The 14,856-nt window shown below is 48.4% G+C and carries 11 protein-coding genes; 1 reads left to right on the top strand and 10 read right to left on the bottom strand.

The window, feature by feature from the left end:
- Window positions 1–3: 3 nt before the first annotated feature.
- The 6 genes from ADINL_RS00415 to glyQ form a co-directional block, all read right to left on the bottom strand.
- Entirely contained in the window at window positions 4–1,839 is a 1,836-nt protein-coding gene (locus ADINL_RS00415) for an ORC-CDC6 family AAA ATPase (RefSeq protein WP_051632427.1), read from the bottom strand.
- Window positions 1,836–2,957, bottom strand: a complete 1,122-nt coding sequence (locus ADINL_RS00410) for an HD domain-containing protein (protein WP_036542369.1) — start codon at window positions 2,955–2,957, stop codon at window positions 1,836–1,838. Before ADINL_RS00410 ends, ADINL_RS00415 begins: the two co-directional genes overlap by 4 nt.
- A complete protein-coding gene (locus ADINL_RS00405; protein ID WP_036542367.1) occupies window positions 2,954–4,006 on the bottom strand; it encodes a DNA cytosine methyltransferase in 1,053 nt (350 codons plus the stop codon). The genes ADINL_RS00410 and ADINL_RS00405 overlap by 4 nt, the downstream gene beginning before the upstream one ends.
- 347 nt (window positions 4,007–4,353) lie before the next feature.
- A complete protein-coding gene (locus tag ADINL_RS00400; RefSeq protein WP_036542363.1) occupies window positions 4,354–5,220 on the bottom strand; it encodes a DUF6216 family protein in 867 nt (288 codons plus the stop codon).
- 491 nt (window positions 5,221–5,711) lie between these two features.
- Window positions 5,712–7,760, bottom strand: a complete 2,049-nt coding sequence (glyS, locus tag ADINL_RS00395) for a glycine--tRNA ligase subunit beta (protein ID WP_036542360.1) — start codon at window positions 7,758–7,760, stop codon at window positions 5,712–5,714.
- Window positions 7,757–8,713: a glycine--tRNA ligase subunit alpha gene (gene glyQ / locus ADINL_RS00390; RefSeq protein ID WP_051632426.1), complete on the bottom strand. Its 957-nt coding sequence runs from the start codon at window positions 8,711–8,713 to the stop codon at window positions 7,757–7,759. Before glyQ ends, glyS begins: the two co-directional genes overlap by 4 nt.
- 138 nt (window positions 8,714–8,851) lie before the next feature.
- On the opposite strand from glyQ, the gene ADINL_RS00385 reads away from it, so the two are divergent.
- A complete protein-coding gene (locus ADINL_RS00385) occupies window positions 8,852–9,745 on the top strand; it encodes a lysophospholipid acyltransferase family protein (protein ID WP_036542358.1) in 894 nt (297 codons plus the stop codon).
- On the opposite strand, the gene ADINL_RS00380 is transcribed toward ADINL_RS00385, so the two are convergent.
- The 4 genes from ADINL_RS00380 to fmt are packed head-to-tail and all read right to left on the bottom strand — an operon-like array spanning window position 9,746 to window position 14,852.
- Entirely contained in the window at window positions 9,746–11,194 is a 1,449-nt protein-coding gene (locus ADINL_RS00380; RefSeq protein ID WP_036542357.1) for a TrkH family potassium uptake protein, read from the bottom strand. It lies immediately after the preceding gene.
- A gap of 9 nt (window positions 11,195–11,203) precedes the next feature.
- On the bottom strand, window positions 11,204–12,580 hold the full coding sequence (gene trkA / locus ADINL_RS00375; RefSeq protein ID WP_036542356.1) for a Trk system potassium transporter TrkA: 1,377 nt from the start codon (window positions 12,578–12,580) through the stop codon (window positions 11,204–11,206).
- On the bottom strand, window positions 12,577–13,905 hold the full coding sequence (gene rsmB, locus ADINL_RS00370) for a 16S rRNA (cytosine(967)-C(5))-methyltransferase RsmB (RefSeq protein ID WP_036542355.1): 1,329 nt from the start codon (window positions 13,903–13,905) through the stop codon (window positions 12,577–12,579). The genes trkA and rsmB overlap by 4 nt, the downstream gene beginning before the upstream one ends.
- Window positions 13,887–14,852: a methionyl-tRNA formyltransferase gene (fmt, locus tag ADINL_RS00365; protein WP_036542352.1), complete on the bottom strand. Its 966-nt coding sequence runs from the start codon at window positions 14,850–14,852 to the stop codon at window positions 13,887–13,889. Before fmt ends, rsmB begins: the two co-directional genes overlap by 19 nt.
- Between the last annotated feature and the right edge of the window lie 4 nt (window positions 14,853–14,856).

Raw genomic sequence — 14,856 nt, 5'->3', positions numbered from 1 at the left:
CACCTAAAATAGCTTTTCTTGGGAAAAATTGGGCTCTTCTAAGGTCGCATCAATACCTTGCTGATTTAGCTTGTTTATAATTGTCTTAGGCTTTGATAAGGAGGTTTCTAAGAAGCTACATGTTACAAATTTATAAGCTGAAAAACCGATTGGGTCTAGTTTAAATATAGGTGCTAGCCTTCTGGTTAAAACATAAAGCCTTGTTCTACCAATACCTTCCTTTGTACCTATAAATGTTTCATATAGAAAACCTTCCTGGACACCCATATCAAGAATAGATTTTAATTCTTTCGATAAATTTTCAGGATCCGAAAGAGCAAATGAAAATACCCTTCGTTCTGATTTGTCAGACTTCATTGCAGAATAAAAAAGACTGCCTATGGATGTTATGAGATTTCGAAGCTTTTGGATGCTATTCCTTCTAGCATCATTTTCTTCTTCTTCAGCATTATCCATATCATGTATTATTTTATCCATTTGAGTGAAGAGTAGCTTATCAGCTTCTTCTCGGATAACCTTATTCTGGTTAGAAGGACTTATCTCCAAAAATAGTTCATTTTTTGCGTCTCGCTCTTGTAACGCAAACATCTTGGAGGCAGGCTCTAGAAAGTGGCGAATAACCCCTGAAGATATATGAACTAGTTGCTGAAATCCGGCATATTTATATGTTGATCCACTTTTCCTACTTCCACCCAGGCTAACTATATAGTCTGGTCTAGCATATCGATATGCATCATCAGCCTTTCGGAATCCTTTAGTTTCAAGTTCGCCTGTTAAATACTTTTCTGCAATTTCATCAATTGCTAACTGCTGCTTTTTATCAACTGGAAAGTACTTTTCGGGGTCAATTTTGTCTAAGTATCCAAATTTCTTTTTGTAAAATGATTGAAGACGCTTAGCTGTAATTTCTCTGACCCAATCTGGATATTTTTCCTTTTTTGATCCAGTATAAACATTTGAATAATAAATCTCTTTATAATCATGAGGGGTTTCTATTCTTCGCCCGCTTGTTGTAGAAAGCGTTTTATAATTCATCTGTGTGGCAAGTTTAAATGAAACAACATCTGTTGTTCTATAAGAAACCCATGTATTAAGTACTTTTGTTTGAGCAATATTTAAATTGTCGACATCATCAATCAGTATGTAGATAGGGCCATTTGGCATAAATGGTAACGCTTTGATTTTTTCTATTACAGGGATGAAAAAATCATAATAGCCTAGCAATGGGCCGCTATATTCCAAGTGTTGCCCTAAACCTGCCAAAAGTTTTCTTAGATAACGGACATGATAGATGAAAAGGTCATCAACTTTCTTGATTATGAAATCTAACAAATTATATTCATTTTCAATATCATCCAAGTTACTTTTGAAGTTATCTTCATATCCTGAATTGAGGAGTAAGTCCAAAAAATCCTTTTTAAAAAAGTTCTTTATGGCGCCATCAGAAGAGCTCTTCGATAACTGACAGTGATTCTTAATGGCTGATAATAACTTGGAAATTAAGAAGCACACTAATACATGCTCAGATATTATCGATTTAGCTGTCGGATTATCTATAACACTATAGTCAATTAAATCTATATCTGTTTTCTTGATAGAAACATATACACCAAAGAAGTTAAGATCAGATACTGGTTTTGATTGAAGTAAAGATTGGCAATCAGGTGCTAGCCTCCTAAACATCATGCTTTTTCCACTACCCCTATGGCCATGCAGAAATACATGTCCCGATACTTCAAGGCTGTACGATTCTTCCAGCGGTACAAAAAGATCGATTATTTCTTCCGCAGACATTAACTCAGGAGTTTCAACAGAGAATGGGTTGTCAATTGTGCTCACTCTATGCTCTCCCCCTCAGTACAAATATCACATAGCCGCTTGTAACTCATGAAGCTAGTTGTATTCTCGTCGAACATTAAATCCTCTTTAAGAGGATAACCCTCTTCCTTAAGAGTAAAGTTAATTCTACCTAATGATTTGTGCCTAAAGGACTCTTCGTCTATATCATTTTCTAAGATTTCAATTTCAACATGAATTTCTTTTACTTTAGCCGACTCAGGAATAAACTTATTGCAATAGCGGCGCTCTAACTCAGCCTTTTTTAACCTATCAAGAGTTATATCTGGTAAATTCACATTGATGAGCTTTTTTTGATCGCTATTGGGGACGGAACCATATATTTGATATGTTTTTGATAAGTCACCAATATGAAATTGGAAATTTAGGTATAGTATATTGTTTTTAACTGAATTTCCCATAATTGCTTTGGCATACTTGTGGAAGACTAAATTATGAACTGGAATATTAAGTGCGTCAGACTTTTCGACTCTACGTCTGTTTTCACATATTTCGTCAGCAAATCTTGTTATAGCTGCAATTTTTTTACTATCTATATCATAGATATGGCCATTAGATTCATTCTGGCGCAGTTTTCCAATTTTATCTTTATCTCCATCAGGCGTTTTTCCACCATGGGCGCCTGCAATAGATGCGATCATCGTCGCCTCTAATTTTTCTTCGTTTAAATAAGGGATGGAGAATCTTCTTATCACCTGTAAAATATTTTGCTCATGCATTTCTCTTCCATATATGTTACCTACATCATGAAGCCTAATACTTAGTAAGAGTATATATACTTCATAAGGTGTAAGTATCCAGTTATGAGATTTTACGTTTTCCTTTACTTCATTTATATCTACTGATTTTTTAAGACCAACTAATATTCCTGCATATAATACAACTTCGTCAAAGTGCTTATCGCTATGGTCTGTATATAAACCAGATTCACTGGAGAGTGCGGCTAACCCAGCATTTATATTGGGATATACTTGATTTCTAAGTTGCTTTAATATCTCAATGTATTTTTCAAAATAATTTTCTGACGAAGGGAAGCTAGTCGCATCTGGGCTGATCGACTGCAATAAACATTCTAGAGGGAGTAGTTGTGATTCAGTCATAATTGCTCTATTAATCCTTTAAATACCGCCTCTGCAAGCAAAGGTGGAACAGCATTCCCGACTTGTTGTTGCTGAAAGCCAATTGAGCCCTTGAATGTGAAATCGTCAGGGAACGACTGTATTCGAGCAGCTTCTCTTACGGAAAGGCCCCTATCTTGTGTAGGATGGATTAGCATATTTTTTCTGTAATTTCCAATTACGACAGAGGGTCGATCAAGCTCTAAGCGTCGATAGATACCTGTATGACAACGGGATCTATCTTTATAGTTTTCCATAAGCTCTTCAGGTATCGATTTCCAGTTACTCCCTTGAGGAATATGTTTATAACGATTTATAATTAGCCGATTATTTTTAGTAACAAGATGATTATTGCATCCTTTTAAGCCTTTTCTCATTCTATGAGCATAGTCGCTAGGTGGATCAGTTTCATAATCTTTGTAACAAACAGATGCTCCAGTACTCAATATAGGTAGATCACCTATAGCATCCTGTACGGTAACGGGTTTATCAGTCGTTGATTGAGGAAATTCAAATTTAGATCCATGAAGTGATCCAATAATAAAAAGTCGAGCTCTGTTCTGGGGGATGCCGAAATCGGTAGCATGGAGAAGGCCGAATGAAGCTTCATATCCAAGCTTCTTAAATTCTTGGAGAATTATCTCGACGAACATGCCTCGTTCTGTCTCAAGTAGTCCTTTCACATTTTCAAAAACGACCCAGTCAGGATGATAATCTTTTACCACTCGAAAAAACTCTCTAAAAAGCCAGTTTTTTTCGTTCGTAGCAGATCTCGTTTTCTGGTTAGACGTTGAGAATCCTTGGCAGGGAGGGCCTCCAAAGACAACTACAGGTTGTCCTCTCCTTGAAATGTTAACCTTCTTGAATTTACGGATGTCATCTCCAAACATCCCGTGTTTGGGTTGATGATTATGTAAATACGTAGTCGCTGCATGCGGGTCAGCTTCCACAGCGATTTGCACATCAATTCCAGCAAGCCTAGCTCCGAGCGACATTCCTCCGGCTCCGGAGAACAAATCTATCCCAATCATCCTAAAACCCGTTATCTAACGACCCTGCTCGTAGCACACCCTACTAGGTGGTTAATATTCAGAGACAAATATGTCTTGCAACTGTAAATATTGTACTAATAATTGCTATGCAGCGCATACAATTATGGACTTAAATTTTTTGTACTAAAAGTACAAGTTGTTTCAAGCGATTGCATCTCTGCTTGTTTCGTATGAGCTTGCTTCCATGTGCGGTCTAGTTTCTGTGAAGACTAGCTTCATAGTCAATGGGCTCGTGTTGCTGAGCGCCTTTCGTTGCTGCATATGTGCCTAGTTGGTACGCACTGAAGTCTCTATGTAGTTTCTCTATTTTGCGAGTTAGGTGGGAATTATTCACCTGTTGTTTCCTTGATTCGTTTCCTTTCTGCTAAATACTCAGCAGTTTCAATAGCCGTTAGTCTTCGGAAGAGTTCCGTGAACGAAGCAAGTGCGAAAAGGACCAAAAGAGCGGTAAGTACTAGAAAAATGTTTTGGCCCTTTATGAGCTCGTTGATATATTTCGCATCGGCTTCGCTTGTGAACGATTTGCAAATATTAGCTATTGTTTCTGTCTTCAGTTGAGTTTCTGTTGCGGCTACCTTAATGCTGAAAGCTTCGTTCGAACAGTTTTGTGCGGCTAGAACCCAGTCATTATTCCCATCTCGGAATATGTTGTAGTAGGTAAAATTGGAAGCTGTGTCATGCGCTAGCCAAATCCACTGGGTTTCATCTTTAAATTTCACTAGAGCAGCATTTTTTATTCCAAGATCTAATGGCGCTAGTGACATTATCGCCAGCGCAATTCCCAGCAATATGAAGCCAATAACTTGGCCTATGGTTGCTCTTTGTATTTGCAGCTTCTCGGTGTCGAAGGAGTTTCCTAGGCGGGCGAATTTTTTATGATCTAGATCATATTCGTTGAACCATTTGATGAGTTTTTGCGCGTCACTTAACGATTTTGCTTTGAAGTTAAAAACTGCATTAAAGCGCTCGAGTTCTTTATTTTGTTGCCAAAACTCTCCAAGAGTCTTGTCTTGGTAGTCTGATCGTCCCGCAAGCAATGCGTACAGCCTGCTTACAAAACCATATGATGTCCCTGTTCTGTAGTGGAAAAAGGATCGTAAGCCTAGAAATGCTATTAGGATAATGATCATGTTTAATAACGGAATGGGTAGGCTAGAGATATTGTTGACCATTGCGGAGACTGATATGTCCATTGCGTTAATTTCCTATGTACTAGTTAAGCTTGATTCATATAGGCTAACGTATTTTGTGTATATCGTGTACTGATCTGAGTTAATGGACTATGTAAGTTTCCAAGATTAATAATAGGGCGTCTTTCATTAGATGAATCTGAATGTTTCACGTGGAACATTCAGAGGCTGTTAGTCTGCTCCAGTGCGGGTGGTAAGCAGTTTGGACGCTCTAAAATATGCCGACCTACCCTCTTTTCTGGTTCGGTTATAAGTTACTTATGCTTCGTATTTTTTAAGAGGATCGGTATAGGTGCTTGTCTATCTTTAGGCAGTGTTACTCTGTTTAAAGGTTAAAAGAAGGGAGGGGCTAGAGGTTTTGATAGGGCTTTGCACCCCTCCCCTCCGACAGCTTTGTACCGCTGAGTATCGATGTTTCACGTGAAACATTCAGACATAACAAACCCCGCAAATGCGGGGTTTGTTAAAGCGTGGCTTAATACGTTTCTTGGTGCTTAGAGAAGCGAAATGTCTGCAGTACCCAGGAAGAGCTCGCGTAGATGTGCCAGCAGAGAGAGACGATTATGTCGCACAGATTCATCATCTGCCATGACCATGACTTCATCAAAAAAGCGGTTAACCTGTGGGTTGAGTGATGCCAGTAGCATCATCGCTTCAGTGTATTTGCCTTGGGCAAAGAGAGGTTTGGCCTGGTGGCTGAGCAGTTCAACCGCTGTTGCCAGCTCTTGTTCTGCCTCTTCAGACAGCAGGGCTTTATCAACTACACCAGCGCTTTGGTTGTAGCTCTGTTTGGCCAGGATGTTGGCAACACGCTTGTTGGCTGCGGCCAGATCGCTGGCTTCAGCCAGTGTGCTGAATTGACTGACCGCTTTGACACGCTTGTCGAAATCTAGCGGGCGTGTCGGACGCAGTGCATGTACAGCAAGATAGACTGAAACATTAACGCCCTGCTCGTCATACCAGGCGCGGAAACGCTCCAGTATGAAGTCGATAACCCGTTTGACGACATCGGTACTGCCGGGTAGCTCAGGATAGTTTGAAGCTGCCAGAGAGACTAGCTGCTCCAGATCCAGATCCAGTTGATGCTCAATCAGGATGCGCAACACCCCGAGTGATTGGCGGCGCAGCGCAAAGGGATCTTTAGAGCCTGTTGGTGGCTGGTTGATGGCGAACAAACCGGTGATGGTGTCGATGCGATCCGCCAGCGCCAATGCCATGCCTGTTTTGGTAACAGGAAGCTGATCGCCTGCAAAGCGTGGCATATATTGCTCATTCAGTGCCAGAGCAACCTCTTCCGGCTCGCCATCATGCAATGCATAGTGATAGCCCATAAGCCCCTGAAGCTCGGTGAACTCAAAGACCATATTAGTCATCAGATCGCATTTAGACAGCTCTGCGGCACGTTCAGCATAGTCAGGATTGCCATCGATCAGGCGGGCGATACTGGCAGCCAGCTTCTGTACCCGCTCGGTTTTCTGGTGCAGAGTGCCCAGGTCGTGTTGGAAAACGATGCTCTTGAGTTTCTCAATGCGTGCAGCCAGAGGGGTCTGGCGGTCCTGTTCGAAAAAGAACGCCGCATCGGCCAGGCGCGGTCTGATCACCTTCTCGTTACCTGAAATGATCTGTGCCGGATCAGTTGAAGCAATATTGGAGACGGTAATGAAGTGTGGCAGCAGCTTGCCGTGGCCATCGACAAGGTGGAAGTATTTCTGATTGGCCTTCATCGATGAGATCAGGGCTTCAGAGGGAACGGCCAGGAAGCGCTCTTCAAAGCGCCCAGTCAGGGTGACAGGCCATTCATTCAGCGCAGTCACCTCATCCAGCAGGTCTTCATCAATCACGACTTGGGCGTTGAGTTTCTGTGCTTCTGCCATCACCTGCTGGCGGATGGTTTCACGACGCTTGCTGACATCAACCAGTACGTGACCTGGATTTTCCAGCTTGGTGACATAATCCTGTGGCGACAGAATCTCAATGTCGTGGGGGTAATGGAAACGGTGCCCGCGCGTTTTGCGGCCAGCAGTAAGACCAAGCAGTGTGCATGGAATAACAGTTTCACCCAGTAGCATCATCAGCCAGTGAACCGGACGAACAAATTCGGTGCGGCGACTGCCCCAGCGCATGCGCTTGGGAATTGGCAGCTGGTTAAGTGATTCATTTACGATATCTGGCAGCAGTTCACTGGCAGGCTTGCCGGTCTCAATGCCACGATAGACATAGTACTGCCCTTTCCCGACTTCAGTGGTCTGTAGAGCGTCCACACTGACACCGCATGAGCGGGCAAAGCCTTCAACGGCTTGTGCGGGTGCCTGGGTTGCGGGGCCGCGCTTTTCAAATTCACGGTCTGGCTGTGAAAGCTGCAGTTGTTCAACATAGACAGCCAGGCGTCGCGGAGAAGCATGGAAGCGTGCTGATTGGTAGTTGAGGCCCGCCTGTTGCAATCCCTGCTCGATACCAGCCTGGAAGGCGCTGGCGAGAGTGTTCAATGATGTCGGTGGCAGTTCTTCAGTGCCAAGTTCGACCAGAAAATCCTGTGTACTCATGCGTTTTTCTCCTCGCAGGCCGCTAATACTTCCTGGCGTATTCCTTCTGGTGCCAGCGGGAAACCCAGCGCCTTGCGTTTATCGAAATAGGCGTGGGCGACCAGGCGTGCCAGGGTTCTGACTCTGAGAATGTAGCGCTGCCGCTCGGTTACCGATATGGCATGACGCGAGTCCAGCAGGTTAAAGGTGTGAGAGGCTTTCAGCACCATTTCATAAGCTGGCAAGGGCAGTTCAGCCTCAAGCAGTTTGTGGCATTCCCGCTCGTAGTGATCGAAGTTGCTGAACAGGGTCGGGACATCAGCGTGCTCAAAATTGTAGGTCGACATCTCCACTTCATTCTGATGGAACACGTCGCCATAGGTCACAACACTGCCATCAGGTTGTTTGGCCCAGATCAGGTCGTAGACGCTATCCACCTCTTGCAGATACATGGCAATACGTTCAAGACCGTAGGTCAGCTCGCCTGTGACCGGGTAGCATTCAAGTCCGCCTGCCTGTTGGAAATAGGTGAACTGCGTCACTTCCATGCCGTTTAGCCAGATTTCCCAGCCCAGACCCCAGGCACCCAGTGTGGGTGATTCCCAGTTGTCTTCGACAAAGCGTATATCGTGCACCAGCGGGTCGATCCCTATGTGCTTTAATGAACCCAGAAATAGCTCCTGAAGGTTGTCAGGAGAGGGTTTGAGAACGACCTGGAACTGGTAGTAATGCTGCAGGCGGTTAGGGTTCTCGCCATAGCGTCCATCTGTCGGTCTGCGGCTGGGCTGCACATAGGCAGAGCGCCAGGACTCGGGGCCGATGGAGCGCAGGAACGTAGCCGGATGAAAGGTGCCGGCACCGACTTCCAGATCGAGCGGTTGGACAATGACGCAGCCCAGATCTCCCCAGTATTGCTGCAGGGCGAGGATCAGGCCCTGAAATGTGCTAACGTCTGTAGTAGCCTTGTCAGTCACGTGAATCACCTTAACAGTTGAATGATCAAAACAAACCCATAATTATACATGAACAGGTCCTTCAGGGCGTCTATCTGACGGATAATCTTGTGTTTCGATGGGGTATAATGCAATGAATCAGAACAGGTTGGAGCGACAGTGAAAAGCATAAAAGGTGTATTGGCCCTGCTGGCCTTGGGTTTGATGGCATTGCTGCCATTGCGTTGGGCTCAGGCGCTGGGAAAGCGTATCGGTCGACGGATGTACCGTCAGGGGGATGCAAACCGTATGTGTCGCTATACCCGGGCGAATTTGCAAGCTTGCCTGCCGGAGTTAAGCCAAGCTGAGCGTGAGCAGTTGGTGGCTGAAAGTCTGGAGCAAACCGGGCAGTCCATTGCGGAGATGGGTATGTCCTGGCTCTGGCCGGTGCGTTGGTCACTGAACACCATTCGTGCGGTGCATCACGAGTCGCTGATTACAGAGGGCATTGCTGCCGGTAAAGGGGTGATTCTGATTGCGCCGCATCTGGGTAACTGGGAGGTGTTGAACCTCTATTTGTCGAACCGCTATCCTTTCACTGCAATGTATAAACCCCCACGTCAGAAGCAGCTGGATAACCTGATTCGGCGTATGCGGGCCCGGTTGGGTACCGATATGGCTCCGGCTAATGTACAGGGTGTGCGCAAGGTGATGAAGGCGCTAAAGCGCAGTGAAATGGTTGGCATCTTGCCTGATCAGGAGCCGGAAGCAGATAGCGGTATTTACGCAGACTTCTTTGGCATCCCTGCCCTGACGATGAAACTCCTGCCACAACTGGCTGCACAAACGGGTGCCAGAGTGATTTGTGGCTATGCTCGCCGCTTGCCGGATGCCGCCGGATTTGAGATTTTCTTCAGTGAAGCGGATGCAGAGATCACGTCTCGTGATCTGCAGCTGGCCAGTACAGCCATGAACCGCTCTGTCGAACGTTGTGTCCGTGAGCTGCCTGCGCAGTACCAGTGGGAATATAAGCGCTTTAACAGCCGCCCAGAGGGCGAGAAAAGCATCTACTGATCAACGACGCCAGAACACCGGGGTAAAGAGTACCAGCAGGGTGAACACTTCCAGGCGGCCGAGCAGCATGGCAAAGCAGAGTAGCCATTTGGCTGTTGAGTTGATGCTGCTGTAATTGGCTGCAACATCTCCGAGGCCTGGGCCAAGATTGGTGATGGTGGCACCAATGGCAGACCAGGCGGTGACCTGATCCAGGCCGGTTCCCATCAGGGCAATCATCAGAATCACGAAGACCAGCAGGTAGACAGAGAAGAACCCCCAGACTGCTTGCAGAACTCTGTCCGGGATGGTTCGGCCACCGACCTTGACCGGGAAAATGGCATTGGGGTGTACGAGACGCTTCAGCTCACGATGCCCCTGTTTCAGGATCAACAGAATGCGAATGACCTTCATCCCTCCCCCCGTTGAGCCTACGCAACCGCCGATAAAGGCTGTTACAAACAGCATAAAGGGAAGCATCACTGGCCAATGCGCAAAATCACCTGTGCTATAGCCTGCCGTTGTGGCAATTGCGACGGTCATGAAGGCCGCCTGACGCAGTGATTCAGGCGGTTCATAGACCTGATGAATCAGTAATACGCTCAGTGTGATGATGAAGGTTACCGCAAGCACCCCGATAAAGAATTTTACTTCTGAGTCCTGGAAGTAATGTTTGACGGTGCGGGCACGCCAGGCGAAAAAATGCAGAGCGAAGTTCATCCCGCTGACAACCATGAATAGAATCATGACCAGCTCAATCACTGGATTGTCGTAATAACCGATGCTGGCATCATGGGTAGAAAAACCACCGAGTGCGACAGTCGAGAAGGCATGACCTATGGCATCAAACGGTGCCATACCGGCATACCAGAGTGCAAGGCCGCAGAGGATGGTCAGTAATGCATAAATAATCCACAGGGCTTTGGCGGTTTCAGTGATACGCGGTGTCAGTTTGGTATCTTTCACCGGTCCTGGTATTTCAGCGCGATACAGCTGCATGCCCCCGATACCCAGCATCGGCAGGATGGCGACAGCCAGTACGATGATCCCCATGCCACCCAGCCACTGGAGTTGCTGGCGGTAGTACAGAATGGAGCGTGGCAGGTCATCCAGGCCGGTAATGACGGTGGCACCGGTAGTGGATAATCCGGAGATGGATTCAAAAACCGAGTCCACAAGGCTCATGTCGGGTTCGGTGGATAGGTAGAGTGGAATCGCCCCGAAAACACCCAGTACCGACCAGAAGAGTACTGTAATCAGGAATCCATCACGAATACGCAGCTCACCCCGTACCCGGTAGAATGGAACCCAGATCAGAAAACCACACAGCAGCAAAATAAAAAAAGCAGAAATGAAGGCTGTATGAGCACCATCAGCATAGTAAAAGGACACTGCGATGGGAGGCAGCTGTGCCAGACTGAACAGCATCAGCAGGATACCCAAAACACGCAGTGTCAGCTGATAATGCATGGCTCTGCCTCAGAAGAAGGTTAAGCCGACCTGGAACAGCCGTTCCACATCGGGTATTTTGCGCTTGTCGATCAGGAACAGGATAACGTGGTCGTTGTTCTCTACCACGATGTCATCATGGGCGATCAGTACCTTATCATTACGAATAATGGCACCGATCGTCGTACCGGCGGGCAGGTTGATATCCTCAATCGCCCGTCCAACGACTTTGGAGGAGTTGCGATCACCATGGGCGATGGCTTCCATGGCTTCAGCAGCACCCCTGCGCAGGGAGTGTACTGCGACCACATCGCCCCGGCGTATGTGGGTGAGCAGTGAGCCAATCGTGGTCTGTTGTGGTGAAATGGCAATATCAATCACCCCTCCCTGTACCAGATCTACATAGGCGGGGTTGTTGATCAGTGTCATCACCGTACGCGCGCCCTGACGTTTGGCCAGCATGGATGCCATGATGTTGGCTTCGTCGTCGTTGGTCAGGGCACAGAAAACATCCGTATCCTCGATGTTTTCCTCAATCAACAGATCGCGATCGGAAGCACTGCCATGCAGCACGATGGTGTTGTTGAGACGCCGTGCCAGGGATTGGCAGCGTGGCAGTGAGCGCTCAATGATCTTGACCTGAAAGCTGTCTTCCAGGCTCTCGGCCAGTCGGGCACCAATGTTGCCGCCACCGGCGATCAAAATACGACGATAGGGCTTGTCCAGGCGTCTGAGCTCGCTCATGACCGAGCGGATGTCACGTTGCGCCGCAATAAAGAACACCTCATCATCTGCTTCGATGATGGTATTGCCTTGCGGGATGATCGGGCGGTCCTGACGGAAAATCGCTGCAACACGGGTGTCTACGTTGGGCATGTGTGCGCGCAGGTAAGATATTTCCCGCCCTACGAGAGGACCGCCATAGTAGGCGCGCACCGCAACCAGCTGCGCTTTGCCATCGGCGAAGTCGAGTACCTGAAGTGCGCCCGGGTGCTGGATCATTTTTTTGATGTGCAGGGTAACCGCTTCTTCCGGGCTGATCAGAACGTCCACCGGCATGGCTTTGGAGCCAAACAGTGAGCGGTCGTTGTACAGGTAGTCGTGTTCACGGATACGGGCGATTTTGGTCGGGATGTTGAAGATAGTGTGTGCCACCTGACAAGCGATCATGTTGACCTCATCGGAATTGGTCACGGCGATCAGCATGTCGGCATCCCGCGCACCAGCCTGTGCCAGCATGGAGGGGTTGGATGCCGGTCCATCCAGGGTGCGTATATCCAGACGATCCGCCAATTCTCTCAAGCGTGCGGCATCGGTATCGATGATCGTAATATCATTGGCTTCACTGGCAAGATTTTCTGCCAGTGTGCCACCTACCTGCCCTGCTCCGAGAATAATGATGTTCATGCTTCGCTTGATCCACTCGCGTCCGACTTCCACAGTTTGGCATAGAAAAAGCCATCATGACTGTGTAATTGTGGAAAAAATTGTTGGCCATAGGGGCGTTCAAGGCCCCAGTCAAGTGCCAGAGCCTGATGCTCAGCATCCGGGTGTTGCTTGCAAAAGCGTTCGATGATGCGCTCGTTTTCTTGCGGGAACACCGAACAGGTGGCATAGAGCAACGTGCCGCCCGGTTTCAGCAGCTGCCAGAGGTTGTCCAGTATGGCCAGTTGCAGGCTGGCCAGTTTGAGCAGATCTTCATTCTCACGCAACAGCTTGATATCCGGGTTACGGCGAATCACGCCGCTGCCACTACAGGGAGCATCAACCAGGATGCGATCATAGGCGATCCCGTCCCACCAGTCCTGTTGAGATGCATCGCCCTGCAGCAGGGTGCAATAAGGGTCCAGCTTGAGGCGCTGAAGGTTTTCCTGAATGCGCGGCATGCGTACCGGGTTCAGCTCCAGAGCCTGAATATCGGCCTGATCTGCGAGGTTTTCCAACAGATGGCAGAGTTTTCCACCTGGCGCTGCGCAGGCATCCAGAATGCGTTCACCGGGCTGAGCGGCCAGTAGTGAACCGCTGAGTTGTGCGGCTTCATCCTGAACGCTGCACAAACCTTCGCTGAAACCGGGAATATCGCGTACGTCCAGTGGCTGCTCCAGAATCACAGCCTGCTCAGACATCTGACCCGGCTGAGCCTCAATGCCGGCTTCCAGTAGCAGCTCCATAAAGTCATCACGTGTAAGTAAGCGCTTATTGACCCGCAAAGTCATGGGAGCACGTATATCGTTCTGCAGTAGCAGGTGTTGCCAGTGATCAGGCCAGTTATGCTGCAGCTTGGTACGCATCCATTCAGGGTGATTCCAGTGATAAGTATCATCTGCCTGAGACAGGGTTTGGTCGAGTTCTACGGATTCGCGCTGGTAGCGTCGCAGTACCGCATTGATCAGTCCTTGTGCCCAAGGCTTGTTCAGGCGCTTCGGCAGTTCGACGGATTCATGAATTACCGCATGTGCCGGAATGCGCAGTTCACGCAGCTGATAAAGTCCCAATAGCAGCACGGCATAGAGATCGTAATCGCGTGATTCAAAGGGCTTTTTCAACAGCTGCTGTGCCAGCGCGTCGAGGCGGAAGAATTCACGGGTACAGCCATATACCAGTTGCTGCAGTAAGGCGGTATCACGTGGGCTGACCTGCTGCAGAGCACCCGGTAACAAGGCGTTCAGTGAGCCCTGCTTTGACAGCAAGGACGCGATGAGTTGTACAGCAATCAGGCGGGCGTCTGACACAAATCCAACCTCAGACCGGGTGTGAAAGGATGTTGGCCATTGAGCAACGCGCTGACCGGCAGTGCGCGCTTGCCTGGCAGCTGCACCTGAGTGAGTCGCAGGATGCCGTCTCCGGTAGCAATGTCGAGCGCCTGCTTCTGGTGCAGCGCTACGAGGGTGCCGGGCGTTGCCTCTGTGCTCCCGGATACTGCTTCGGCAGTCCAGATGCGCAGGGGTTGTTCATTCAGGTAACAGAAAGCAACCGGCCAGGGATTCAAACCGCGTATTTGTCGTGCCAGATCTGCGGCTGGACGAGTCCAGTCCAGGCGGCCTTCCTCTTTCAGCAGCTTTGCCGCATAACAACTCAGGTTGTCATCCTGTACTTCCGGCGTCAGCTTGCCCTGCTCCAGTAATGGCAGGCTTTCCAGCAAGGCCTCTGCTCCGAGGGTCGCCAGTCGGTCATGCAGGCTTCCGGCGGTATCATCGGTATGAATGGCCAACGATTTCTTGTACAGCATATCGCCCGTGTCCAGGCCGAGCGCCATTTGCATGATAGTAATGCCGGTTTCGCTATCGCCGGCCAGCAGCGCACGGTGGATCGGTGCGGCACCACGCCAGCGCGGCAACAGTGATGCATGCACGTTAATGCAACCGAGACGTGGCAGGTCGAGCACTGACTGAGGTAACAGCAAGCCGTAGGCCGCGACAATCATCAGGTCAGGCTGCAACTCGGTCAGCGTCTGTAAGGCTTCGTCAGACTTGAAGTTCAGTGGCTGAAACACTTCCAGTCCGTGCTCCAGCGCCAGTTGTTTGACCGGGCTGGGTGTCAGCTTCTGACCGCGACCTGCCGGACGATCTGGCTGGGTGTAGACGCCTACCAGCTGACAGTCGTAGTGCAGCAGTGCGGCCAGACTGCTGGCTGCAAACTCGGGGGTGCCGGCAAAGACGATGCGTAGCGGTGAACTCATGCGC

It is taken from the genome of Nitrincola lacisaponensis (assembly GCF_000691225.1).
Classification (GTDB): Bacteria; Pseudomonadota; Gammaproteobacteria; order Pseudomonadales; family Balneatricaceae; genus Nitrincola; species Nitrincola lacisaponensis.
This window is presented reverse-complemented; position numbering and strand designations above follow the sequence as displayed.